The sequence below is a fragment of the Mycolicibacterium iranicum genome, assembly GCF_014190915.1.
Taxonomy (GTDB): domain Bacteria; phylum Actinomycetota; class Actinomycetes; order Mycobacteriales; family Mycobacteriaceae; genus Mycobacterium; species Mycobacterium iranicum_B.
Genome location: NZ_JACHVU010000017.1, coordinates 1 through 24,687 on the forward strand (window position 1 = coordinate 1; position 24,687 = coordinate 24,687).

21 protein-coding genes are annotated in these 24,687 nt (G+C 69.2%); 6 read left to right on the forward strand and 15 right to left on the reverse strand.

Going from position 1 to position 24,687, the window contains the following annotated elements:
• Window positions 1–414: 414 nt before the first annotated feature.
• Both tyrS and FHR72_RS24270 read right to left on the reverse strand, forming a co-directional pair.
• Window positions 415–1,689: a tyrosine--tRNA ligase gene (tyrS, locus tag FHR72_RS24265; protein WP_311736241.1), complete on the reverse strand. Its 1,275-nt coding sequence runs from the start codon at window positions 1,687–1,689 to the stop codon at window positions 415–417.
• A gap of 17 nt (window positions 1,690–1,706) precedes the next feature.
• On the reverse strand, window positions 1,707–2,318 hold the full coding sequence (locus FHR72_RS24270; RefSeq protein ID WP_183473424.1) for a DNA-3-methyladenine glycosylase: 612 nt from the start codon (window positions 2,316–2,318) through the stop codon (window positions 1,707–1,709).
• A gap of 155 nt (window positions 2,319–2,473) precedes the next feature.
• Here FHR72_RS24270 and FHR72_RS24275 point away from each other — a divergent pair, with 155 nt between their 5' ends.
• From FHR72_RS24275 to FHR72_RS24285, 3 genes are read left to right on the forward strand one after another with little or no spacing between them, the layout of a single operon-like run.
• Complete coding sequence (locus tag FHR72_RS24275) at window positions 2,474–3,238, forward strand: ABC transporter ATP-binding protein (RefSeq protein ID WP_183473427.1); 765 nt, start codon at window positions 2,474–2,476, stop codon at window positions 3,236–3,238.
• The gene (locus FHR72_RS24280; RefSeq protein WP_183473430.1) at window positions 3,172–4,002 is read left to right on the forward strand and encodes an ABC transporter permease; all 831 of its coding nucleotides are present in this window, start codon (window positions 3,172–3,174) and stop codon (window positions 4,000–4,002) included. Before FHR72_RS24275 ends, FHR72_RS24280 begins: the two co-directional genes overlap by 67 nt.
• 5 nt (window positions 4,003–4,007) lie before the next feature.
• Window positions 4,008–4,631 (forward strand): TetR/AcrR family transcriptional regulator, encoded by a 624-nt coding sequence (locus FHR72_RS24285; protein ID WP_183473434.1) that lies wholly within the window; start codon window positions 4,008–4,010, stop codon window positions 4,629–4,631.
• Here FHR72_RS24285 and FHR72_RS24290 read toward each other — a convergent pair.
• The 3 genes from FHR72_RS24290 to FHR72_RS24300 all read right to left on the reverse strand — a co-directional run bounded on the left by FHR72_RS24290 (window position 4,625) and on the right by FHR72_RS24300 (window position 8,419).
• On the reverse strand, window positions 4,625–4,828 hold the full coding sequence (locus FHR72_RS24290) for a Trm112 family protein (RefSeq protein ID WP_183473437.1): 204 nt from the start codon (window positions 4,826–4,828) through the stop codon (window positions 4,625–4,627). The two genes, FHR72_RS24285 and FHR72_RS24290, sit on opposite strands and share 7 nt — an antisense overlap.
• Window positions 4,829–4,832: 4 nt before the next feature.
• Window positions 4,833–5,363 (reverse strand): hypothetical protein, encoded by a 531-nt coding sequence (locus FHR72_RS24295; protein WP_183473440.1) that lies wholly within the window; start codon window positions 5,361–5,363, stop codon window positions 4,833–4,835.
• Window positions 5,364–5,452: 89 nt separating this feature from the next.
• Window positions 5,453–8,419 carry an acyl-CoA synthetase gene (locus tag FHR72_RS24300; RefSeq protein ID WP_183473594.1) on the reverse strand — a complete coding sequence of 989 codons (2,967 nt, stop codon included), beginning with the start codon at window positions 8,417–8,419 and terminating at the stop codon, window positions 5,453–5,455.
• A 127-nt stretch (window positions 8,420–8,546) separates the two neighbouring features.
• Here FHR72_RS24300 and FHR72_RS24305 point away from each other — a divergent pair, with 127 nt between their 5' ends.
• Window positions 8,547–10,343 (forward strand): ABC-F family ATP-binding cassette domain-containing protein, encoded by a 1,797-nt coding sequence (locus tag FHR72_RS24305; RefSeq protein WP_183473443.1) that lies wholly within the window; start codon window positions 8,547–8,549, stop codon window positions 10,341–10,343.
• Here the strand turns inward: FHR72_RS24305 and argH are convergent.
• The 8 genes from argH to argC all read right to left on the reverse strand — a co-directional run bounded on the left by argH (window position 10,340) and on the right by argC (window position 18,775).
• On the reverse strand, window positions 10,340–11,752 hold the full coding sequence (gene argH, locus FHR72_RS24310) for an argininosuccinate lyase (protein ID WP_183473446.1): 1,413 nt from the start codon (window positions 11,750–11,752) through the stop codon (window positions 10,340–10,342). The two genes, FHR72_RS24305 and argH, sit on opposite strands and share 4 nt — an antisense overlap.
• Window positions 11,753–11,837: 85 nt before the next feature.
• On the reverse strand, window positions 11,838–13,037 hold the full coding sequence (locus tag FHR72_RS24315) for an argininosuccinate synthase (RefSeq protein WP_183473450.1): 1,200 nt from the start codon (window positions 13,035–13,037) through the stop codon (window positions 11,838–11,840).
• Between the two features lie 35 nt (window positions 13,038–13,072).
• Window positions 13,073–13,558 carry an arginine repressor gene (locus FHR72_RS24320; protein WP_183473453.1) on the reverse strand — a complete coding sequence of 162 codons (486 nt, stop codon included), beginning with the start codon at window positions 13,556–13,558 and terminating at the stop codon, window positions 13,073–13,075.
• 22 nt (window positions 13,559–13,580) lie between these two features.
• Window positions 13,581–14,504 (reverse strand): ornithine carbamoyltransferase, encoded by a 924-nt coding sequence (gene argF, locus FHR72_RS24325; protein ID WP_183473456.1) that lies wholly within the window; start codon window positions 14,502–14,504, stop codon window positions 13,581–13,583.
• Window positions 14,501–15,682, reverse strand: a complete 1,182-nt coding sequence (locus tag FHR72_RS24330) for an acetylornithine transaminase (RefSeq protein WP_183473459.1) — start codon at window positions 15,680–15,682, stop codon at window positions 14,501–14,503. The genes argF and FHR72_RS24330 overlap by 4 nt, the downstream gene beginning before the upstream one ends.
• Window positions 15,679–16,551 carry an acetylglutamate kinase gene (gene argB / locus FHR72_RS24335; RefSeq protein ID WP_183473462.1) on the reverse strand — a complete coding sequence of 291 codons (873 nt, stop codon included), beginning with the start codon at window positions 16,549–16,551 and terminating at the stop codon, window positions 15,679–15,681. Before argB ends, FHR72_RS24330 begins: the two co-directional genes overlap by 4 nt.
• Window positions 16,548–17,744: a bifunctional glutamate N-acetyltransferase/amino-acid acetyltransferase ArgJ gene (gene argJ / locus FHR72_RS24340; RefSeq protein WP_183473465.1), complete on the reverse strand. Its 1,197-nt coding sequence runs from the start codon at window positions 17,742–17,744 to the stop codon at window positions 16,548–16,550. Before argJ ends, argB begins: the two co-directional genes overlap by 4 nt.
• Window positions 17,741–18,775 (reverse strand): N-acetyl-gamma-glutamyl-phosphate reductase, encoded by a 1,035-nt coding sequence (gene argC, locus FHR72_RS24345; protein WP_183473468.1) that lies wholly within the window; start codon window positions 18,773–18,775, stop codon window positions 17,741–17,743. Before argC ends, argJ begins: the two co-directional genes overlap by 4 nt.
• A gap of 157 nt (window positions 18,776–18,932) precedes the next feature.
• Here argC and lhgO point away from each other — a divergent pair, with 157 nt between their 5' ends.
• The gene (gene lhgO, locus FHR72_RS24350) at window positions 18,933–20,141 is read left to right on the forward strand and encodes an L-2-hydroxyglutarate dehydrogenase (protein ID WP_183473470.1); all 1,209 of its coding nucleotides are present in this window, start codon (window positions 18,933–18,935) and stop codon (window positions 20,139–20,141) included.
• Window positions 20,138–21,124: a potassium channel family protein gene (locus tag FHR72_RS24355; RefSeq protein WP_311736242.1), complete on the forward strand. Its 987-nt coding sequence runs from the start codon at window positions 20,138–20,140 to the stop codon at window positions 21,122–21,124. Before lhgO ends, FHR72_RS24355 begins: the two co-directional genes overlap by 4 nt.
• On the opposite strand, the gene pheT is transcribed toward FHR72_RS24355, so the two are convergent.
• Both pheT and pheS read right to left on the reverse strand, forming a co-directional pair.
• On the reverse strand, window positions 21,112–23,610 hold the full coding sequence (gene pheT, locus FHR72_RS24360; protein ID WP_183473473.1) for a phenylalanine--tRNA ligase subunit beta: 2,499 nt from the start codon (window positions 23,608–23,610) through the stop codon (window positions 21,112–21,114). The genes FHR72_RS24355 and pheT overlap by 13 nt on opposite strands.
• On the reverse strand, window positions 23,610–24,653 hold the full coding sequence (pheS, locus tag FHR72_RS24365; protein ID WP_183473476.1) for a phenylalanine--tRNA ligase subunit alpha: 1,044 nt from the start codon (window positions 24,651–24,653) through the stop codon (window positions 23,610–23,612). Before pheS ends, pheT begins: the two co-directional genes overlap by 1 nt.
• Between the last annotated feature and the right edge of the window lie 34 nt (window positions 24,654–24,687).

Sequence of the window (24,687 nt, forward strand, 5' to 3'; positions counted from 1 at the left end):
AAAAAAACATCGCGCCCCCAAACGGGAAAATGCGGACACGACAAAAAAACAACAAACAAAAACCACCAAACACACTATTGAGTTCTCAAACAACACGCCCAGCCTGACCGCGCAACGATCCCTCGGCTGAAAGCCGATGTCTCTAGAGCGGACAGTTGAGGACTCCCGCCGAAGCGGACTTTCCTCCTGGAGGCCGCCGCGCTCTCCGGGTTTTTGGCCCGTGTCGCGGCGACTCCGATAAGTTACGCCAGGGATAACTCTGAGTCAAATGGCCTGCTAGATCGCGGTTTTGGGTCCGGATCCAGCGCGCGCACCGACAGATGCGTCGACTCGTACAACCGCCAACGGCGCGGCCCCGTCGTTTGTTCCCGAGGCGCGGGAGCGACTTCTGACCAGAGCATTCACTGCGACTCCTCAGCCCACACGCTCGATGCCGGCGATGTTCCGCTTCCCGCGCCGCAGCACCAACCACTTGCCGTGCAGGAAGTCCGACGGCTGCGGAACCCACTCGTCTGTGGTGATCTTCACGTTGTTGACGTAGGCGCCGCCCTCGGCGACGGTCCTCTTGGCCGCTCCCTTACTCACCGACAGACCGCTTGCGACCAGAAGATCGGTCACGGAATCCGGTCCGCCCGGCCTGAGTTCGGCAACTGAGGCTTCCCGGAGCGCCGCGGCCAGCGTCGGCTCGTCGAGTCCGGACAGCTCTCCCCGGCCGAACAGGGCCTGGCTCGCGTGCTCCACCGCCGCGGTCGCCGCCTCCCCGTGGACCAGGTCGGTGAGTTCGCGGGCCAGCCGCCGTTGGCCGGCGCGTTCGTGCGGCCGTTCCGCCGTCGCCTGCTCCAACTCCGCCAGTTCCTCAGCGGACAGGAACGTGAACCACCGCAGATACGGCATCACATCCGCATCGGCGGTGTTGATGAAGTACTGGTACCAGGCGTATGGGCTCGTCATCTCCGGGTCGAGCCACAGGCTGCCGCCTCCGGTGGACTTGCCGAACTTCTTTCCTTCGGAGTCTGTGACCAGCGGCGTGGTGAGCGCGTGCACGGTCGCGCCCGCCTTCTGCCGGACCAGACGCACCCCGGCGATGATGTTGCCCCACTGATCGGAGCCGCCGATCTGCAGCGTGCAGCCGTATTGCCGGTTCAACTCCACGAAGTCGTTGGCTTGCAACAACATGTAGCTGAACTCGGTGTAGGAGATGCCCTCTCCCTCCAACCGGCGGCGCACCGTGTCCCGGTCCAACATCACATTCACCGAGAAGTACTTACCGACGTCACGGAGGAACTCGATCGCCGACATCTGGCTGGTCCACGTCAGGTTGTTGGCGACGACGGCCCCGGTCGGTGAATCGTCGAACTCGACGAAGCGCTCGAGCTGTCCGCGGATCCGGCCTGCCCAGTCCGCCACGGTGTCGGCGGTGTTCAGCGTGCGCTCCCCCACCTCGCGCGGGTCTCCGATCATCCCGGTGGCGCCGCCGGCGAGCACGATCGGTCGATGCCCGGCCTGTTGGAACCGGCGCAACGTCAACAAGGGAATGAGATGGCCGGCGTGCAGGCTCGGCGCGGTCGGATCGAATCCCGAATATATGGTCACCGGCCCTTCGGCCAGCGCGTCGGAGAGCGCATCGCGGTCGGTGGACTGTGCGATCAGCCCACGCCATTCCAATTCATCCAGGATCGACATGCCCATGGCTCGATCTTTCCGTACTAGTCGCTGTCTCCCGGAGCCGGTGCCCGCGGGCTGCGCCGGTAGGCCGACACCTCGCGGTATCCGGGCAGCCACATCCGCCAGGGCCGGTCCGCGGCCTTGCTCACGCCGACCCGTGGGCCGGTGTCGCCGACCCGGAGGTCGTTCAGCGTGAGCCCGAGGGGAGCGGACGGGTCGAAGAGGTCGGTGCCGTTGTCGTCCATGGTGATGCCGAGCGCCGAGCACAGGTTGCCGGGACCGCGCGCCAGGGCGGGTTCGGCGACGGTGACGCCGCGCCGGGCCCACGCCGTCTCGAGGCCGGTCTCGATCACCGCGGCCCGCAGCAATACCGCTGCCGCCACCCCGTCGTCGGCGCAGGCGACGTTGGCGCAGACATGGATGCCGTGGCTGCGGTAGGTGTACAGCCTGCCGGGCGGACCGAACATCACGGAGTTGCGCAGACCGGGCCCGCGGAACGAGTGGGCGGAGGCATCCGGCCACGGGCCGTCCGCCGGACCTCCGTAGGCCTCCACCTCCACGATGGTCGCGGTCACGCCTCGGCCTGCGAGCTGCGCACCGAGAAGCAGGCGGGCGGCGCTGAGCGGGTCGACGCGGAGAAGCTCAGCCGACATGCCGAAGTCCGAACGCGGCGGCAGTCGCCTCAACTGCGCACGCCGGGAGCTGTCCCGGATTTGATTCCTCCCGGATCCGGCGCGGCGACTCTTCCACCGTCGACATCCTACGGATGCGGTTGACACGGCTCGCCGCTGCGAGCAATATTCATCGCATGATGAGTTCATCTGTTGATGAATTACAGGCGCAGTCCCGACCACCGGCGGTCGAAGTCAACACTCTGCAGGTCCGACGCGGCCCACGGGTCGCTCTGGACGGTGTCGACGCGCGGGTGGCGCGGGGCTGCATCACCGGACTCCTCGGGCCGTCGGGCTGCGGCAAGACCACCCTGATGCGCAGCATCGTCGGTACCCAGATCCTGTCGGCCGGGTCGGTGACCGTGCTGGGCCATCCCGCCGGCTCCCCCGCGCTCCGCCGGCGCGTCGGCTACGTCACGCAGGACGCCACGGTCTACGCCGACCTGCGGGTGCTCGACAACGTTCGCTACTTCGCCGCGCTCTACGGTGTCCCCGACACCGCCGCCGACGAGGCCGTATCCGCAGTCGGGCTGGATGACCATCGGAAGGCACTGGCGCACAACCTCTCCGGTGGGCAACGCGCCCGCGTCTCGTTGGCGTGCGCGCTGGTCGCGCACCCCGATCTGCTGATCCTCGACGAACCGACCGTCGGACTCGATCCGGTGCTGCGGGCCGATCTGTGGGAGCGCTTCGCCCGGCTCGCCCGCGCCGGCACGACGCTGCTGGTGTCCTCGCACGTCATGGACGAAGCCGATCATTGCGACGACCTGTTGCTCATGCGAGACGGACGGATCCTCGCCCACACCACTCCGACCCGCCTGCGAAAGGACACGGGATGTCAGTCTCTGGAGGAAGCATTTCTGTCGGTCATCACGCACGGCATCGGAGCCGGGCCGGCCTGACACCCTCCGCCGTCCGTCCGTACGCCGCCACCACGGGCCGCATTCTTCGACAGCTGCGGGGCGACCATCGCAGTGTGGCCATGATCCTGGTGGCGCCGAGCCTGATCATCGTCCTGCTCTACTTCATGTTCAGGGACGTTCCCACACCTCCGGCCGGCTCGGCGTCCCCGTTCGACAACGCCTGCCTGATCATGCTGGGCGTGTTCCCGCTGATCGTGATGTTCCTGATCACCTCGATCACGATGCAACGCGAGCGGGTGTCCGGAACGCTCGAACGGATCCTGACGACGCCGCTGCGCCGGTTCGACCTGCTCGCCGCCTATGGCACCGCGTTCTCGGTGGCCGCCGCCGCGCAGGCCAGTCTCGCGTGCCTGGTGTCGTTCTGGCTGCTGGGCCTGGACACCGCCGGCAGCGCCGTCTGGGTGTTCGTCATCGCGATCATCAACGCCGTACTCGGCGTCGGGCTCGGTCTGCTCTGCAGTGCGTTCGCGCGTACCGAGTTCCAGGCCGTCCAGTTCATGCCGCTGGTGATCGCCCCGCAGCTGCTGCTCTGCGGCATCATCGTGCCGCGCGGCCAACTGCCGGACTGGCTGCAGTGGATCAGCAACGTGATGCCCGCGAGCTACGCTCTGGAGGCGCTCCGAGAGGTCGGCGCGCACCCGCAGCTCACCTCGGTCGCGGTGCGCGACATCGCGGTCGCCCTCGGGTTCGCGGTGCTGGCGCTGGGCCTGGCCGCGGCAACCCTACGGCGAAGGACACCTTAGGCACCGTGACGACCACACCGGACCGCAAGCGGCCGGGGCGACCACCCGGCCCTTCGGACACCCGCGATCGCATCCTCGCCTCAGCCCGAGAATTGTTTGCGCGCAACGGAATCGACAACACCTCGATCCGATCGATCGCGTCGGGCGCCGGGGTCGACCCCGCCCTGGTGCATCACTATTTCGGCACCAAGACCCAACTGTTCGCCGCGGCGATCCACATACCCATCGACCCCCTGACGATCATCGGCGCCCTGCGGGAGGTGCCCGTCGACCGGATCGGGCATGTCCTGCCCACGCTGCTGCTCCCGATCTGGGATTCCGAGCTCGGCAAGGGATTCATCGCGACGCTGCGCTCGATGCTGGGCGGCAGCAGCGCCGACGTGTCGATGGTCCGCTCGTTCCTGCAGGACATCGTGGTCGCCGAAGTGGGCAGCCGCGTCGACAGTCCGCCGGGCACCGGACGGGTGCGGGTGCAGTTCGTCGCGTCTCAGCTCGTCGGCATCGTGATGGCGCGCTACATCCTCGAGCTCGAGCCGTTCAAGTCGTTGCCGGTGGAGCAGATCGCCGAGACCGTGGGGCCGAACCTTCAGCGGTACCTCACGGGCGACCTACCCGATCTGACCTACTGACCCGCTGCGGCGACAAGACGGCGATGCTCGTCATCGTCGACCGCGACGGCCTCGTCGACCAGCAACACCGGGATGTCGTCGTCGATGCGGTACTTGCGCTGAAGGCGGGGGTTGTACAGCGATCCATCGACGAACAGCAGGGGTCCGCGGTCCTGCGGACAGACGAGGATCGCGAGCAGCGTTTCGTCGAGTGCCATCAGGTCAGCGACCGGGCATCGGGAAGATGGTGTCGCCGTCCTGCTGCATCGGGTTGCCCGGGCCCCAGGCCGGACCCATCCCCGCATTCGGGCTGCCCGGCGTCGCGACCGGGGGCGCACCGCCACCGGTGGGCTGCTGCTGGGACGCCTGCGCCATCGTCTTGCGCTGGTAGGCCAGCGTGCCCTGCAGTGCCTCGATCAGCGGACCCTGGTTGGGCCTGGCGTCGAGGCCGGCCTGCAGCGCCTGCGCGTTGGCGATCGACGGCCGGATACCGCGCTGACGCATGTTCATCACCTGCTCGATCAGCTTGGAGACCTGGCCGCCACCGCGGCCCACCTGGTACTCCTGCGAGATCATCATCAGGATCTGGTCGGGATTGATCCGCGGGGCGGGCGGCTCCTCGGCCTTCGTCGTGGGTTGCGCGGATGCCGACGGTGCGACGCCGACGATCAGTCCGACGCCGAGTGCGGCCCCCATCAGGGCTCCCGCGGCCACGCGATACAGCGGCGAACCGTTGGTGCTCTGCGACGTCATCTCATCCTCCAGCGCATGTGGCGCGGCCGACCCGACCAGGCGACGACCTGCCGCCAGCGCGAGCCTAACAGTGCGCCTCGAGGCGGGCATCACTGCTGATCGCCCACGATCTCGCTGCGCACGGCAACGGTCAACCGCTTGTACCGATGGGTATCGGGGTCGAGATACCACGCGTTACGCGAGGCTTTCGGCACGCCTTTTTTCTGCAGCGGACCGGCCAACGGACGGAAGGTTGCGGTCAGCGTCATGTCGGGGACCACGTGCACGATGTCGGGCGCATGGCCGACCGGGAGATCGGCCAGTGCCTCCGACAGGTCCGCGGACGGAACGCTGCCGCCCGGCCGCAACGCCAGCGCCGTGACCGCCACGGTCTGTCCGCCGGCGCGCACCCCGTAGGTGACGGCCATGTCGACGGCGCCGAGCCGGCCCACGGCGTCGTTGACCGTTGCGGCGAACACGACCCCGCGGGGCGTGTGGATGACGGCGTCGCGGTTGTCCACCAGCCAGTAGTCGCCGTCCTCGTCGCGCCGGAAAAGGTACTCGGTGGACACCCACGTGTCCGCAGGCGCGAACACGCCTCGCTTGACCGACGCCAGCGGGTCGACCGGGCCGCGCGGATGGGCGAGCAGCACCCCGACCTCGCCGATGTCGGCACGGCGGACGAAGCCGCGGTCGTCTTCCAGGATCAGGTTGTCCTCGGGGTCGTAAGCGGCCAGCGCTATCTCGCCGCCGCCGGGCAGGGGTCTGCCCTTGCTGCCGATCTTGGCGCCCTTGACGTTGGCGAGGACGGCCTGTCCGTCGGTGGTGGCGAAGAACTCGACGACGTGCGCCGGTTCGAAGACGTCGATGACGCGCTCCCACAGACCGGCGGGCATCCCCGAGCCGATGAACAACCGCACCGGGTGGCTGCCGTTGAGGGAGAAGGCCGGATCGTCGATGACCTCGCGCAGCATCGCCCACGTGTAGGAGACGACGGTGACGCCGTACTGCCGGATCTCCTGCACGAAGCGGTCCGGGCGCAGTCCGCGCGACAGCGCGATGCGAGCGCCTCCGACGACGGCGCCGCCGAGGCTGACGAGCAGACCCGACTGGTGGTGCAGTGGCGTCAGGCAGTACACGGTGTCGTTGCGGCTCAGGTTGGCCGCCGAGGCCGTGCCGAACGCCGACAGTGCCCACCGGTAATTCGTGATCTGGCGGGCGACCAGTTCCCCGCTGATCGTGCTGAACCCGATGAACGCGAGATCGCGGGCCAGGCCCGGGTTGGGCCGGTACCAACCCGGCAGCGCGACGAGGTCCGGGTCGATCTTCTCCATGTCGATCACGTCGGCGTCCTGCGGGAGGTGCAGATCGCGGGACTCACCGCCGCCGAGCACCAGCACGCGGGTGTCCAGAGCGCGCGCGGCGTCGAGGCTGCTGGGGTCGGCGATGATCTCGGTGACGCCACCCAGCCGGGCGGCCTCGGCCAGGTCCGCGTCCGGCGGCATCAGGACCGCCACCGCCCCGAGCCGGGACAGTGCCGCGATGGCCACCAGCGCGCTGGGGCGGGTCTCCATCAGCAGGCCGACGCGGGCACCCTGGCGCACGCCGACCTCGATGAGGCCCCGCACCACGTTGTTGATGCGGCGGTCGACGGCCTCGTAGGTGTGCACCCGCCCGTCGAAGAGCAGCGCCTCACCGTGCGGGAGATCCCGCGCCTGCTCGGACATGATGCGCCCCAGCGAGATCCGGGTGTGGTCGTTGACCTGACCCAGTCGCGCCAGGCGTGGCAGGGTGCGGGCCGTCTCGACGGCCAACGTGCGGGCCGATCTGTTGGCGGCGACGAACGCGTCGGCGGCGGACTTCGCCAGGGTCAGCGCCATCTCGGTCGCGGCCGCGGTGCTGTGGGCCAGCCGTGAGGCCAGGGTGACGCCGCTCTCGGTCGGCTCGGCGGGCTGCAGGGCCATCGGCGTCACGCCCTCGGGCATGTCTCCCCCGCCGTCGAGCCAGCGCACCCACTCGGCCACCGTCGGCCAGGTCTGCGTCGCCGCCTTGGAGCCGACCACGAGGCCGAAATGTCCTGCGCGAATGAGGAACTCGTAGACATCGGCCTGGGGTGCGGCGCGCTTGATGCCGCGCACCGAGGCCGGTTGACCGATGTCGTCCACCTCGCCGATGACCGCCAGCACCGGGCAGTCGATGTCCGACAGGGTGACCAGGTCGCCGTGAATGGAGAAGCCGCCGGTCATCATGCGGTTGTGCGCGATGAACTGCTTGAGCAGTTCGGAGATCGCCGGTCCGGACCACGCGATCCAGCCCTCGGAGGCCAGGAACCGCCGCTGCTGCTCGCGGGGCAGCAACGCCTCGCGGTCGTGGAGTTGGCGGAGGAAGTCGACGCGCGACTGCGCGGTCTTGATCGGGTCGAGCATCTGAAAGCCCGTGCGCGCCAGCCACCCCGGGATGTCGATGCGGCTGAACACATGGTCGGCCATGAAGTCGGCCGCCGCGGGAGCCAGGCTGGCGGGCAGGTTCATCGGCAGTGCCGCCAGCGTGTCCACCGGTGAACCGAAGCCCACGATGCTGGCGAGGTCCTTCGACCTGCGGTAGGCCGCGGCCTGGTAGGCGAACATGCCGCCCTGCGAATAACCGGCCAGGTGGACGTCGCGGCCCGTGACGGACTTGACGGTGTCGATGGCTTCGCTGAGCGCCACCACGTGATCGGCGAGGTTGCGCTGCATGCCGCCCTCGACCTTGTCGGGCGAACCGAAGTCGATGACCCAGGGATCGACGCCGGCCTTGTGCAGGATGCCGACCGCCCCTTCGTCGCGGGTGACGTCCCACATGTCGGCCGACATCATCATCGGATGCACCATCAGCACCGGCGGGCCCGCCGGCCTCGCGCCGGGCCGCGTGTCGGGCGGGAAGTAGCGCCGGAGCCGGTACATCGGGACGCTCTCGATGATCTGGAACGGTGACGGCACGGCGCCGGTCTCCAGTCCGCCGTAGCGCAGAACCTCCAGACCGTTCTGGGCGGTGGCGACCAGCCGCCCCACGGGTCTGGTGATCGCCGAGAGGTCCACCACCGAGTCACTCCCCTATCACGCGTTGTGCCTGTTCGTTCCCCCGACTGCCCCGCGTGGTCATGATCGCACAGGCGCAATCGGCGGTTTCTGGTAATCACGGCGCGCCCACTAAGGTCGGCTGACGATGGCACACCTGCTCGGGGGCGAGAACCTCCACCTGGAGTACCCCACCGGAGTGGTGTTCGATTCGCTGACCGTCGGCGTGAGCGAGGGTGACCGCATCGGCATCGTCGGGCGCAACGGTGACGGCAAGTCGACCCTGCTCGGCCTGCTCACCGGCCGCATCGCACCGCACGCCGGACGGGTGACCCGACGCGGTGGGCTCCGGGTCGGCGCCTTGGACCAGACCGACACGCTGGATCCGGAACGCACCGTCGGGTGGTCGCTGGTGGGCGACCGGGCCGACCACGAGTGGGCCGGCGATGCCCGCACCCGGGACGTGATCGGTGGCCTCGTCGCCGACATCGGGTTCGACGCCCTGATCGGCACGCTGTCCGGCGGGCAGCGCCGACGGGTCCAGCTGGCCGCACTGCTGATCGACGACTGGGACGTGATCGCGCTCGACGAGCCCACCAACCACCTCGACATCCAGGGCATCACCTGGCTGGCCGAACACGTGAGGCAACGTTGGGCGCGCGGGTCGGGCGGGCTGCTGGTGGTCACCCACGATCGCTGGTTCCTCGACGAGGTCGCCACCATGACGTGGGAGGTGCACCCGCAGGGCGCCCAGGGCCGGGGCAGCATCGTCGAACCGTTCGAAGGCGGCTACGCCGCGTACATCCTGCAGCGGGTGGAGCGCGACCGCCAGGCCGCGGCCGTCGAGGCCAAACGACAGAACCTGATGCGCAAGGAGCTGGCGTGGCTGCGCCGCGGGCCGCCGGCGCGGACGTCCAAGCCCAAGTTCAGGATCGACGCGGCCAACGCGCTCATCTCCGACGTCCCGCCGCTGCGTAACAGCGTCGAGTTGTCGCGGGCGGCCATGGCGCGGCTGGGCAAGGACGTCATCGATCTTCTGGACGTGTCGGTCACCTACGGCGACCGCGACGTGCTGCGCGATGTCGAATGGCGCATCGCTCCGGGCGAACGGACCGGGGTCCTCGGCGCCAACGGCGCGGGCAAGTCCACCCTGCTGGGTCTGATCGCCGGGACGGTCACACCCACCGCCGGGCGGGTGAAACGCGGCAAGACAGTGCAACTGGCCGTCTTGGACCAGGAGTCGCGCGAGCTCGACCCGCTCGCCGGCGACATGGTGCGCGAAGTGCTGGGACGTCTGCAGACCAGCTATCAGATCGACGGCAAGGACGTGACGCCCGCACAACTGCTCGAGCGACTGGGCTTCGGTCGCGAACACCTGTCCGCCCGCGTGGGAGAACTGTCCGGCGGGCAGCGGCGCCGGCTGCAGCTGATGCTCGTGCTGCTCTCCGAACCCAACGTGCTGGTGCTCGACGAGCCGACCAATGACGTCGACACCGACATGCTCACCGCGACCGAGGATCTGCTGGACTCCTGGCCGGGCACGCTGATCGTGGTGTCCCACGACCGCTACCTGCTCGAGCGCATCACCGATCAGCAGTACGCCATCCTCGACAGTCGTCTGCGACACCTGCCCGGTGGGGTCGAGGAGTACCTGAAGCGGGCGGACAAGGGGTCCGGCGTGGCCACCCCTGCGGCGAAACCGGTTGTCGCCGAGGGGATGTCAGGCGCCGAGCTGCGCACTCTGGAGAAGGAGATCGCGTCCGTCGACCGGTCGCTGGCCAAGCTCGCGGAGCGCATCGCCGCCAAACACGAGGAGCTGGCTGCTCACGACCAGTCCGACCACGTCGGCCTGGGCCGCCTGAGCGGCGAGTTGCGAGACCTGGAAAGCCAGGTGGCCGAGCAGGAGTCGCGCTGGATGGAGCTTTCCGAACGCCTCGAGGGTTAGGCGCGCAGTCGCAGGCGCAGCCGGTCGGCGCGGTCCCGCACCACCCCGAGCTGTCTGGCCACCTGCACCGGCGCTGTGCCACCGCGGGCATCACGCGAATTCACCGACCCGTCGACGGTGAGAACCTCGCGCACCTCGGGGGTCAGGTCGGGGTGGATGCCGGACAACTCGGCGTCCTCCAGATCTTCGAGCCCCACCCCGCGTGCCTCGGCCGCGCGCACCGCCGCACCGGCGGCCTCGTGCGCCACCCGGAACGGCACGCCGCGCCGGACCAGCCACTCGGCGACGTCAGTGGCCAAGGTGTACCCCAGCGGAGCCAGTTCGGCCATCCGGTCGACGTCGAACCGCAGGGTCGACACCAGGCCCGCCATCGCCGGCAGCAGCAGTTCGAGCTGGGCCACCGAATCGAACACCGGTTCCTTGTCCTCCTGCAGATCCCGGTTGTAGGCCAACGGCTGTGCCTTCAACGTGGCCAGTAGACCGGTGAGGTTTCCGATCAGCCGGCCCGACTTGCCACGCGCGAGCTCGGCGATGTCGGGGTTCTTCTTCTGCGGCATGATCGAGCTTCCGGTCGACCAGGCGTCGTGCAGCGTCACGTAGCCGAACTCGGTGGTGCTCCACAGGATCAGGTCTTCGGCGAGGCGGGACAGGTCGACCCCGATCATGCTGAAGACGAACGCCGCCTCGGCCGCGAAATCGCGCGATGCGGTGGCGTCGATCGAATTGTCCGCCGCAGCATGGAAACCGAGCTCCTCGGCGATCGCGTCGGGATCCAGCCCCAGCGACGACCCGGCCAGGGCCCCGGACCCGTACGGCGACACCGCCGCCCGCGTGTCGAAGTCGGCCAGCCGGTCCACGTCGCGCAGGAGCGGGTGTGCGTGTGCGAGCAGATGGTGGGCCAGCAGCACCGGCTGCGCGGATTGCAGATGGGTCTTGCCCGGCATGATCGCGGTGGGGTGCGCTGCGGCCTGGGTCGCCAGCGCCGACACCACCTCGAGGGCACCGTCGGCGACTCGGCGGATCGCGTCGCGCAGCCACAGCCGGAAGAGCGTGGCCACCTGATCGTTGCGGGAGCGCCCCGCGCGCAGGCGGCCGCCCAGCTCGGCACCGACCCGGTCGATCAACCCGCGTTCGAGCGCGCCGTGGACGTCCTCGTCGGTCACCAGCGGCCCGAAGGTGCCGTCGGCGACATCGGAGCCGAGGCTGTCGAGCCCGGCGAGCAGGCCGTCGCGCTGCTCTTCGGTGAGCAGTCCGGCGCGGAACAGGACGCGGGCGTGCGCTCTGGACGCCGCCACGTCGTAAGGGGCGAGCACCCAGTCGAAATGTGTCGACTTGCTCAGCGCAGCAAGGGCTTCGGAGGGTCCGTCGCTGAACCGGCCGCCCCACAGGGACCCCTCGTTGGTGCTCATGGGAAATCCTTCCGCGAGCGTGCGTGAACTCCGGTCTGGCAGCGGCGCGTCGCCTGCAGACGCGCACGCTCGCGGAAGAGTGGGGTCACGAACCCAGGTCCCGCTTCGCGGCGATCTTCGAGGACAGGCCGTGCACGTGGACGAAGCCCTTGGCGCTGGACTGGTCGAAGGTGTCGCCCTCGTCGTAGGTCGCGAGGTTGAAGTCGTAGAGGGATTCGGCACTGCGACGGCCGTTGACCGCGATGTGGCCGCCGTGCAGCACCAGGCGGATCTCGCCGGTGACGTGCTCCTGGGTGTGCTCCACGAACGACTCCAGCGCGCGCTTGAGCGGCGAGTACCAGAGTCCGTCATAGACCAGCTCGCCCCACTTCTGATCGGTCCCCCGCTTGAAGCGGCCGAGTTCACGCTCCAGCGTGACGTGTTCGAGTTCGGTGTGGGCGGTGATGAGCACCATGGCGCCCGGGGCCTCGTAGATCTCGCGGCTCTTGATGCCGACCAGCCGGTCCTCGACCACGTCGAGCCGTCCCACGCCCTGCGCGCCGGCACGCCGGTTGAGTTCCTCGATGGCCTGCAGCACCGTCACGGGCCTGCCGTCGATCGAGACCGGTACGCCCTTCTCGAAGCCGACGATCACCTCGTCGGGGGTGCTCCAGTTGACCGTCGGGTCCTCGGTGTAGTCGTAGACGTCCTTGGTCGGGGCGTTCCAGAGATGCTCCAGGAAGCCCGTTTCCACGGCACGGCCCCAGACGTTCTGGTCGATGGAGAACGGCGAGCGCTTCGTGACGTTGATCGGGATCGCGTTCTCCTCGGCGAACGCGATGGCCTTCTCCCGGGTCCACGCGTAGTCGCGGACCGGCGCGAGAACCTCCAGATCGGGCGCCAAGGACGCGAATCCGACCTCGAAGCGGACCTGGTCGTTGCCCTTGCCGGTGCATCCGTGCGCGACGATGCCGCCGCCGTGTTCGCGTGCGGCGGTCACGAGATGTTTGACGATGAGCGGCCGGCTGATCGCCGACACCAGCGGGTAGCGGTCCATGTAGAGCGCGTTGGACTTGATCGTGGGCAGGCAGTACTGCTCGGCGAACTCGTCGCGGGCGTCGACCACGACCGCCTCGACGGCGCCGCAGTCGAGGGCACGCTGCCGCACCACCTCCATGTCCTCGCCGCCCTGTCCGAGGTCGATGGCCACGGCCACCACCTCGCGGCCGGTCTCCTTGCCGATCCAGCTGATGGCCACGGAGGTATCCAGGCCGCCGGAATAGGCGAGGATGACGCGCTCGGACATGTGGGAACTCCTTCTTGTGGTACGACTTCGGGTCTTCAGGTCTTGGAGAGGTTCTCGATGGTCACGGCCAGTTCGGCGCCGGTCATCGGTTCGCGCGCGATCACCAGGATGGTGTCGTCGCCGGCCACGGTGCCGACCACGTAGGGCAACGCCGCCCGGTCGATGGCGCTGGCCAGGTAGTGCGCTGCGCCGGGCGGGGTTCGGAGCACCGCGAGATTGGCGCTCGCGTCCGTGGACACGAGGAGGTCGCCGAGCATCCGCGACACCCGCTCGGTGCCGCCGGTCACGCCGCGCACCGGGCTGCCGTCCTCGGGCACGATGTACACACCCACACCGCCGTCGGCGCCACGCAGCTTGACCGCGCCGAGTTCTTCGAGGTCGCGCGAGAGCGTGGCCTGCGTGACATCGATTCCTTCGCCGGCCAGCAGGGTGGCCAGCTCGGTCTGACTGTGGACCGACTGCGCCGACAGCAGGGCCACGATGCGGGCCTGCCGTCCTGCGCGGGTGGTGGCGGCTGTCATCGCTCGACTCCCGCTCGCGGAGTCACGCGCGCTCCAGCAGCCACACCAGCAGCGCCTTCTGGGCATGCAGCCGGTTCTCGGCCTCGTCCCACACCGCACTCTGCGGGCCGTCGATGACCTCGTCGGTGATCTCGTGACCGCGGTGGGCCGGAAGGCAGTGCAGCACAATCGCTTCGGAATCGGCGTGGCCGAGCATCTCGGCGTTCACCTGGAACGGGCGGAAGGGGCGTACCCGGTCCAGGCCGTCGTTCTCCTGACCCATCGAGGTCCACGTGTCGGTCACCAGGACATCGGCGCCGGCGGCGGCCCGCACCGGATCATCGGTCAGCGTCACCGTGGCACCTGTCTGGTGCGCCCTGGTCTCGGCTGCCGCGATGAACATCGGATGCGGGGCGAACCCGCGCGGCGCGGCGATGGTCACGTCGATGCCGGCGGTGACGCCGCCGAGCATCAGCGAGTGCGCCATGTTGTTGGCCCCGTCGCCGAAGTAGGTCAGCCGCAACCCTTTCAGCGATCCCTTGCGTTCGGCCAGGGTCTGCAGATCGGCCAGGACCTGGCACGGGTGGAACTCGTCGGACAGGGCGTTGATGATCGGCACCGTCGACCCCGAGGCCATCGCGGTCAGCCGCTCCTGGGCGAAGGTGCGCCAGACGATCGCATCCACATAGCGGGACAGGACCTGACCGGTGTCCTCCAATGTCTCCTCGCGGCCCAGCTGGGTGCTGCGGCCGTCGACCACCACCGCGTGCCCACCGAGCTCGGCGATGCCCATCTCGAACGAGAAGCGGGTCCGGGTCGAGTTCTTCTCGAAGATGACGGCGACGCCGCGCGGCCCGTCGAGGGGGCGCCTGCTGAAGCGGTCCTTCTTCAGCGCGGCCGCCAGCGCGAGCACCTCGGCCTGCTCCTCTGGAGAGAAGTCGTCGTCGCGAAGGAAGTGGCGGGTCATCCGGCGTTCTCCTGTGTCGCGTGGTCAAGGATCTGCGGCAGCGCCGCGAGGAAGGACTCGACCTCCGCCTCGGTGATCACCAGCGGCGGTGCGAGGCGGACGACGTCGGGAGCGGCCGCGTTGACCAGGAATCCCGCGTCGCGCGCAAGGGTCTCGACGGGTTTGGCCGCCCCGGAGGTGAGCACGATCCCGCGCAGCAGTCCCCGGCCCCTGACATGGTCGACCAGCGGATGGTTCAGCGACTCCACACCGTGGCTGATGGTCTTGCCGAGCACCTCGGCGCGCTCGATCAGACCCTCGTCGCTGAGGACCTTGAGGACCGCCAAGGCCGCCGCCGTGCAGACCGGGTTGCCGCCGAACGTGCTGCCGTGCAGACCGGGTGTCAATAGGTCGGCGGTGTCGCCGACCGCCAGGCACGCGCCGATCGGAAGCCCGCCGCCCAGCCCTTTGGCGAGGGTGACGATGTCGGGGGTGATGCCGTCGTGCTGGTGTGCGAAGAAGGCGCCGGTGCGGCCGACCCCGGTCTGGACCTCGTCGACGACGAGCAGAGCGCCGTGCTGCGCGGTGAACTCGCGGGCGGCGACCAGATACCCGGGCGGAGGTACGACGACGCCGCCCTCCCCCATGATGGGCTCCAGGAAGACCGCCGCGGTGTCGCCACCGACCGCGTCACGTAGTGCGTCCACATCGCCGTAGGGCACGTGGGTGACATCCCCCGGCAGTGGCTCGAACGGCGCCTGCTTGGACGGCTGCCCGGTCAGCGCCAGGGATCCCATGGTCCGGCCGTGGAAGGCGTTCTGTGCGGCAACGATTTTCGTCCGGCCGGTGAGGCGGGTGATCTTGAAGGCCACCTCGTTCGCCTCGGTGCCCGAGTTGCAGAAGAAGACCTTCGCGGGCGCCCCCAGCAGCCCGACGAGTTCCTCGGCCAACGCGACACCCGGTTCGGTGGCGTACAGGTTGGAGGTGTGCCCGAGTGTGTTCATCTGACGGTTGACCGCCTCGATCACCGCGGGGTGGCGGTGGCCGAGCACGTTGACGGCGATCCCGCCGAGCAGGTCGATGTAGGACTTGCCGTCGACGTCGGTGACGACGGCGCCCTGACCGCTGGCGAGCGCCAACGGCGGTGTGCCGTAATTGTTCATCATCACCGCAGACCAGCGGTTCAACAGCTCGGTCATGAGCTCACCACCTTCGTACCGGCGCCTTCGTCGGTGAACAGTTCGACGAGCACACAGTGCTCGACCCGGCCGTCGATGACGTGGGCGCTCGGCACCCCTGCGTCGATCGCACGCAGGCAGGCCTCGATCTTGGGCACCATGCCCTCCTCGAGCGTCGGGAGCAGATCGGTCAGGTCGGCCGAATTGATCTGGCTGACCAGCGAATCGCGGTCCGGCCACCGGGTGTAGAGGCCTTCGACGTCGGTCAGCATCAGCAGCTTCTCGGCGCCGAGTGCCCCGGCGAGCGCCGCCGCGGCGGTGTCGGCGTTGATGTTGTGGACGACGCCGGCGGAATCGGGAGCGATGGTCGACACGACCGGGATCCGGCCCGCGGCGATCAGATCGAGCACCGCAGCGGTGTTCACCCTGTGGACGTCACCCACGAGACCGATGTCGGTCGCCACCCCGTCGACCATCACCGTGCGTCGCACGGCGGTGAACAGGTGGGCATCCTCACCGGTGATCCCGACGGCGTACGGGCCGTAGGCGTTGATGAGATTCACCAGTTCCCGGCCGACCTGACCGAACAGCACCATGCGCGCGACCTCGAGCACCTCGGGGGTGGTGACCCGGAACCCGCCCTTGAATTCCCCTGCGAGGCCCAGCTTCTTGAGCATGGCCGAGATCTGGGGGCCGCCGCCGTGCACGACGACCGGATGGATGCCGCAGTTGCGCAGGAAGACCATGTCGGCCGCGAACGCCGCCTTGAGCCGGTCGTCGGTCATCGCGTTGCCGCCGTACTTGACCACCACGATCTTGCCGTTCAGCGCGGTCAGCCACGGCAGCGCGTCGGCGAGGATCTGCGCCTTCTCGGCGGTGCTTGCACTCATGAGCTGTAGGCCGAGTTCTCTTCGACGTAGGCGTGGGACAGGTCTGTCGTGCGGATGGACGCCGAGCCGGAGCCCACACCGAGATCCACGACGACGGCGATGTCCTCCCCCGTGAGGTCGACCTCACGGGCCCCGGGGGCGCCGACGCTGTCGATACACACCGGAGACCCGTTGAAGGACACCGTGATCCGTTCGGCGTCCAGTTCCACCGGGGCCATCCCGACCGCGGCGAGGACCCGGCCCCAGTTCGGGTCGGAACCGAAAAGCGCCGTCTTGACCAGGCTGTCCCGGGCGATCACCCGCGCCGCCGTCAGCGCGTCGTCCTCCCCGGCGGCGCCGGTGACGGTGACGGTGATCCGCTTGGTGACGCCTTCGGCATCGGCCTGCAATTGCGCGCACAGGTCGTCGCACACCCGCAGCACCGCGTCGTCGAGTTCCTGTTGGCTCGGGGTGATCTCGCTCGCGCCGGAGGCCAGCAGCAACACGGTGTCGTTGGTGGAGCAGCTGCCGTCGACATCGAGCCGGTCGAACGTGCGCGACGTCGCCTTCCTCAGTGCCGCCTGCAGCGCCTCCGGGCTCGCGACCGCGTCGGTGGTCAGCACGCTCAGCATGGTGGCCAGGGACGGCGCCAGCATCCCGGCGCCCTTGGCCATTCCGCCGACCGTCCAGTTGTCGTCGTGATGCAACGCGACCTGTTTGGGCACGGTGTCGGTGGTCATGATGGCGCGCGCGGCCTCTTCACCCCCGCTGAGGCCGCCGGCCATCTCCTGCACGATCTCCTTCACCCCGGTGAGGACCTTGTCCATCGGGAGCCTGTCGCCGATGAGACCTGTCGAGCAGACGGCCACCTCGATCGCTCCGGTCTCGGTGCCCCAGCCCGACATCGCCTCGGCGACGGCTTCGGCGGTCGCGTGCGTGTCCTGGAACCCGCCAGGCCCGGTGCACGCGTTGGCGCCGCCGGAGTTCAGGACGACCGCCCGCAACCGGCCGGTGGTCAGCACCTGCTGGGACCACAGCACCGGTGCCGCTTTGACCTTGTTGCGCGTGAAGACGCCCGCGGCGCCGTGGTCGGGACCTTCGTTGACCACCAGCGCGAGATCGAGCGCCCCGGAAGCCTTGATGCCGGCGGCGATCCCGGTGGCCCGGAAGCCCGCGGGCGCGGTGACGCCCTGGGTGCGCAGGAGACGGGTCACGGCGCGACCCCCACCGTCGAGAGACCCTCCGTCTCCGGCCAGCCCAGCGCGAGGTTCATCGACTGCACCGCTGCTCCTCCCGTCCCCTTGGCAAGGTTGTCGATGGCGGCGATGGCGACGAACGTCGACGCGTCCTCGTCGACCGCGATGGCCAGTTGCGCCGCGTTGCTGCCGATGACCGACCCCGTCCTGGGCAGCTGACCGTCGGGCAGCAGATAGACGAACGGTTCTGCCGTGTAGGCCTTTTCGTAGGCGGCGCGCAGTTCCGACAACGGAGCTCCGGTACGTGCCGTACAGGTGGCCAGGATGCCCCGCGAGGTCGGAATCAGCACCGGGGTGAAGGAGACCGTCACCTCGGAGTCGGTGACGCTGCGCAGCCCCTGGGCGATCTCGGGCGTGTGCCGGTGCTTGCCACCGATGTTGTACGCCCGCGCCGATCCGAGGACCTCGGCGCCGAGCAGGTCCACCTTGGCGGCGCGTCCCGCACCGGAGGTGCCGCTGACCGCGACGACGGTGACCGCGGGCTCGATGAGCCCCTCGGCCAGCGCAGGCCACAGCGCGAGCAGCGCGGCGGTGGGATAGCAGCCGGGCACCGCGACACGCTTGGTCCCGCGCAGGCGATCGCGCCCACCGGGAAGTTCGGGAAGCCCGTAGGGCCAGGTTCCCGCGTGCTCGGATCCGTAGAACCGCTCCCAGTCACCGGCGTCGGTCAGACGGAAGTCGGCGCCGCAGTCGACGATCAGCGTGTCGGGACCCAGTTGCTCACCCAGGGCGGCCGAATGGCCGTGCGGCAGAGCCAGGAACACGACATCGTGCCCCGAGAGCACGTCCACCTCGGTGGGCTCCAACATCCGATCCGACAGTGGGAGAAGATGCGGATGATGTTCGGTCAGTGGTGTGCCGGCGCTGGACGCGGCGGTGAGCGCGCCGATGCGCAGACGGCCGTCGGCGTAGGCCGGGTGGCCCAGAAGCAAGCGGAGGATCTCTCCTCCGGCGTAGCCACTGGCACCGGCGACCGCGACGGAAGTCATACCGCGATCATGCATGGTTATGCAGAAACATGCAAACCCATTATCACGCCCGATGCGCACCTCACACCGACCTTGACGCGCCCGCACGACCGCTGCGAATGTCGAGCCACACCGTCACGCGCCGCGCCGAGCCGACGCACCACTGAGAGGGTGACCGATGGGCCCACGTGTCGCAGTGATCGGTGGCGGCATCCTCGGAGTCGCGGTGGCCCGTGAATGCCTGCTCCGGTGGCCCGACGCCGCGGTGACCCTCTTCGAGAAGGAGGACCGCCTTGCCGCGCACCAGACCGGCCGCAACAGCGGTGTGGTGCACGCCGGGCTCTACTATCCGCCGGGGTCGGCGAAGGCCGTGCTGTGCCGGCGCGGCGTCGGCCTGCTCGAGGCCTACTGCGCACAGCGGGGCATCACACGGATCGCCTGCGGCAAGGTGCTGGTCGCACGGGACGAGGTCGAACGCAGCCGCCTGGACGACATCGTGGAGCGGGCCCGCGCCAACGGGGTCCCAGGGGTGCGTGTCGTCGGCGCGGCCGAGCTGCGTGACCTGGAACCCCACGTCCGCGGGATCGCGGCGTTGCACTCACCGTCGACGTCCATCGTCGACTTCGCCACGGTCACCAGGTCCCTGGCCTCAGACGCCACAGCGTGCGGCGCCGAGATCCTGCTGGGGCACGAGGTCACCGGCATACGCGTGCAGGGTGACGAGGTGGTCCTGGCCACGCGGACCGCGGACGGATTCGGTGAGGCTCCCTTCGACCGGGTGATCGTGTGCGGCGGTCTGCAGAGTGATCGCCTGGCCGACATGGCCGGGGACGGTCCGGATCCGGTGATCATGCCGTTTCGAGGCGAGTACTACGCCCTCCGGCCGGAACGCCGGGGACTGGTCAACGGGCTGGTCTACCCGGTGCCCGACCCGCGCTACCCGTTCCTGGGGGTGCACGTCACACCGCGGGTCGACGGTGAGGTGCTCATCGGCCCGAACGCCGTGCTGGCGCTGGCCCGTGAGGGATACACGTGGAAGACGGTGTCGCCCTCAGATCTTGCCGGCGTGGTCCGCTCGCCGGCGTTCTGGCGGTTCGCTCGACGGCACTGGCGCACCGGGATCGAGGAGATGTACGGCTCGCTCAGCAGGCGACGCTTCATCGCCGCCGCCCGGGCCTACGTGCCGGAGATCGACGACGACGACGTTGTTCCCGGCCCGGCGGGTATCCGGGCCCAGGCGCTGGACATCGACGGCGGCCTCGTCGACGACTTCCGGATCAGCGTCCGCGGTCACGTCGTGCTGCTGCGCAACGCACCGTCGCCGGCCGCGACGTCTGCACTGGCCATCGCCGAACAAGTCGTCACAGGACTCAGCGACCGGGTGTGACCCGTGTGCGACCCGTGCAGGCACTCGGGTCGATAGGTTGGCAGGTGTACTCGCGGCACCGCGTCGCGGAACGCGACTTCGGGGGCCTGATGGACTGGTTCTTCTCAATCGTCGGTGTCCTGATCGTGCTGACCGTGGTGCGCGACGTGTTCCACACCCTGTTCCACCCGGTGGGCAGCGGCAACATCGCACCGGTGGTCATGAGGGCTGTGTGGCGGACCCTGCGGCTGTTCCATTCCCGGCGCCGGATCGCGTCACTGACCGGCCCCCTGGGCGTCGCGGCCGTGATCAGCACCTGGCTGCTGGCCTCGGTGGTCGGGTGGGCGCTGATCTACGTCGCTCAGATGCCCGGCGGGTACACCTACGGCAGTGAGTTGGACCCCGCGGGGCGCAACGAGTTCATGGACTCGCTGTACCTGTCGCTGGTGACCGTGGCGACCCTCGGTTTCGGCGATGTGGTGCCCTCGTCGCCCTGGCTCCGGGTGGTGGTGCCGCTGGAAGCGCTGTTCGGCTTCATGCTGGTGACCGCCGCCGTGTCGTGGGTCCTCCAGATCTATCCGGCGTTGCACCGCCGCCGCGTCCTGGCGCTGCAACTGTCCACGCTGGACCAGGCGCGGAGGTCCTGCGACGCCCGTATCGAGAGCGTGCCGGTCGACGTGCTGACCTCCCTGGTGACGCTCATCGTCGAGTCCCGCAACGACTTCACCCAGTACGGAGCGACCTACTATTTCCGCGACCTGGAAACGGATGCCTCACTGGCTGCGTCGCTGCATTACGCCGACGACCTCGCCGCGGAAGCCGCGGGCAGCGAGGACGCCACGGTCCGGTTGGCGGGCGCCATGCTGTCTGCCGCGGTCTCGCATTTGGCGGGTCTGCTCGCCCGGGAGTTCCTGAGCCTCGGCGAGGACAGCGACACCGCATCCATCGTGGAGGCGTACGCCACCGATCACGGGTTCGGCGCCGAGGAATCTCAGCGACGCTGAACGGCGCCGACGCGCTCCTCGGCCACCGCGACCGCGGCATCACGGGCGGCGCTGGCCTCTTCCTCGGTCAGCGTGCGGTCGGGGGCCCGGAATCGCAGTGCCAGGGCCAGCGACTTGCGCCCGTCACCGATCTGCGGGCCGGTGTAGACGTCGAAGATGCGGACATCCTCGAGCAGCGCACCCGCGCCGCTGCGGACCGCGTCGACCACACTCTGGGCGGCCACGTCGTCGTCGACGATCAGCGAGACGTCCTGGAATACGGCGGGGAACGGCGAAACATTGGGCGCCGGAAGCGTTTCGACGAGAGGCACGGCGTCGAGATCGACCTCGACGGCGCACGTCCCCTTGGGCAGGCCGGACCGCTCCACCACCGCCGGATGCAGCTGCCCGGCGTGTCCGACCACGACCTCGCCGATCAGCACCTCGGCACATCGTCCCGGATGCCACGGAAGTGTCTGCGCGGCACGGAAGGTGAACTCCACACCTGCCGCGCGGCCGATGACCCGCACCGCCTCGAACGCATCGGCCGCGTCCACCGGGCGACCCGCACCCCAGGGGCCCGAGGGCTCCCTCAGTCCGGTCAGCACCGCTGCGACGTGCTGGGGCTGACGCGGCAACGACGCATCGAGCGTGGCGATCTCGTCATCGGTGGGTCTGCGGTCGTTCGGGATCCGCTCGACCGCCCGGGTCTGTGTCGTCGGCTCGACCACCTGGGCGATGGCGAACAACGCGGTGTCCACCGCTCCTCGGGACACGTTGCGCGTCAACGCTTCCAGCAGACCCGGCAGCAGGGTCGTCGCCAGGCTGGGCCGGTCCGATTCCAGCGGGTTGAGCACCGTGGTGGTGTCCCGCCGTGGGTCGTCGGCGGCCAGACCCCACTGGTCGAAGATCCCGGCAGGCAGAAACGGCGTCGGCAGGATCTCGACGAAACCGCTGAGCGCCAACGACTTTCCGATGGCGCGTCGGCGTTTCTGCGTCGCGGTCAGACCGCGGCCGGCGGGCGCGGTCGGCAGCACGGAGGGAATGACGTCGAGGCCCTCGAGCCGCATGACCTCTTCGACGAGGTCGGCGGGCTGCCGGATGTCGGGCCGCCAGCTCGGCGGCGTGGCGGTTATCCGGTCGCCGTCGACCTCGACGTCGGCGCCGATCTGGCGAAGGCGCTTCTCGGTGGCGCCCTGCGGGTACCCGACACCGGCGGTACGGTCGGGAAGCTCGAGCGGCATGCTGACCGCCGGATGCGACCAATCGTCGCGGGGCGGCGCGCCCCGCCAGTCGGTCAGGGTGTTTTCGACGGTGCCACCGGCGATCTCGGCCAGCAACGTCGCGCAGCGGTCGAGCGCGGCGACGGACACGGCGGGGTCCACGCCGCGCTCGTACCGGCGCCCGGCCTCGCTGTGCAGGTGCAGCCGGCGCTGGGTGCGGGACACGGCGGCGGGATCCCACACAGCGGCCTCGAGCAGCACGTCGGTGGTGGTGTCACGGACCTCGGTCGTTCCGGCGCCCATCACGCCACCGATGGCGGCGGTGGCGACGTCGTCGACGATCAGGACATCCGCGGGGTCGAGCGTGCGCTCGACGTCGTCCAGGGTGACCACGGTCTCCCCCGCATCCGCGAACCGCACGCGGAACCCGCCGGTGATGAGCCCGCGGTCATGGGCGTGCATCGGGTGGCCGAGCTCGAGCATCACGTAGTTGGTGACATCGACGGCCGGGGAGATGGCGCGGATACCGCTGAGCAGCAGCCGGCGCTGAAGCCACCACGGCGACACGGCGTTCGGGTCGATCCCGGTGACCGGGCGCAACCCGAAGCGTTGCACACCGGTGCCCGGATCTATCGAGACAGGCAACGCATCACCGTCGGCGGGCAGGGGTGCGACATCGGCCGGGTCGACGTAGTCGAGGTCGAAGGCGTTGGCGACCTCGCGCGCCATGCCGCGCAGCGACAGGCAATAGCCCCGGTCCGGGGTGATGGCGAGGTTGAAGACCACGTCGTCGAGCCCCAGCACCTCGACGCCCGAGGCGCCGGGCTCCGCGGTGCCCGGTGGCAGCACCAGAATCCCGGAGTGGTCGGAGCCGAGGTTCAGCTCCGAGACCGAGCAGATCATGCCGTCGGAGGTGCGGCCGTACGTCTTACGTGTCGCGATGGTGAAGTCACCAGGTAGCACAGTGCCCGGAAGCGCCACCACGACGAGATCGCCGACCGCGAAATTGGATGCCCCGCAGACGATGTCGCGCGGCTGCCCGTCGAGGTTCTGCGGCCCGACATCGACCTTCACCGCCCGGATCGGCTTCTTGAACTCGATGAGCTCCTCGATGGCCACGACAAGGCCGACCGTCAGCGGCCCGGCCACCGGCCCGACGGGGATGATCTCCTCGACCTCGTGACCGATGCGGATCAGCGCGTGTTCGAGCTCTTCGGGGGACACATCCCAGCCCGGCGCCCCGGCCTGCACCACCTCGCGCAGCCAGCTGTAGGGAATGCGCATCAGGCGCCCACCCCGAACGGCAACGAGAACCGGACATCTCCCTCGACCATGTCTCGCATGTCAGGAATGCCGTTGCGGAACTGCAAGGTACGTTCCAGGCCCATGCCGAACGCGAAGCCGGAGTGAACCTCCGGGTCGATCCCGCAGGCGCGCAACACATTCGGGTTGACCATGCCGCAGCCGCCCCATTCCACCCAGCCGGGCCCGCCCTTCTTGTTCGGGAACCAGATGTCGACCTCGGCGGAGGGTTCGGTGAACGGAAAGAAGTGGGGCCGGAACCGGGTGCGACCCTGCGGCCCGAACTGGGCTCGTGCGAACGCGTCCAACGTGCCCCGCAGGTTCGCCATCGTGAGGCCCTTGTCGACCGCGAGCCCCTCCACCTGATGGAACACCGGGGTGTGGGTGGCGTCGAGCTCATCGGTGCGGAAGGTGCGGCCGATCGAGATGATGTAGACGGGGAGTTCCCGCTCCAGCAGCGCCCGGATCTGCACCGGTGAGGTGTGGGTGCGGAGCACCTGCCGCGACCCGTCCGGCGCGACGTGGAAGGTGTCCTGCTCGCTGCGCGCGGGATGGTCGGGCGGGAAGTTGAGCGCGTCGAAGTTGAACTGCTCGGTCTCGACCTCGGGGCCTTCGGCCAGCTCCCAGCCCATCGCGACGAACGTGTCGGCGACGTTCTCGGCCAGGATCGTGATGGGGTGGCGCGCCCCGACGGGCTGGCGCGTCGACGGCAAGGTCACGTCGATCCGTTCGGCGACAAGGACGGCGGCGTCGCGTTCGGCGCGCAACACCGCAAGGCGTTCGTCGTAGGCCGCCTGCCCCTCGGTGCGTGCGACGTTGACCCTTTTGCCCGCATCAGCGCGCTCCGCCTTGGGCAGCGACCCGAGCGCCTGCCGAGCCGTCGCGATCGCGGAACGGTCACCGAGGTGGTCCGTCTTCGCCTTGGCCAGCTCATCCAGTGTCGACGCCGCATCGAAGGCACGCCGGGCTGCGCTGACGGCTTCGGCCAGCGCTACGTCTGAGAGGTCTACCGGCTGCTCAGCCACCCGGCGATCATAGGCGATCCTCCCGAAACCGCTT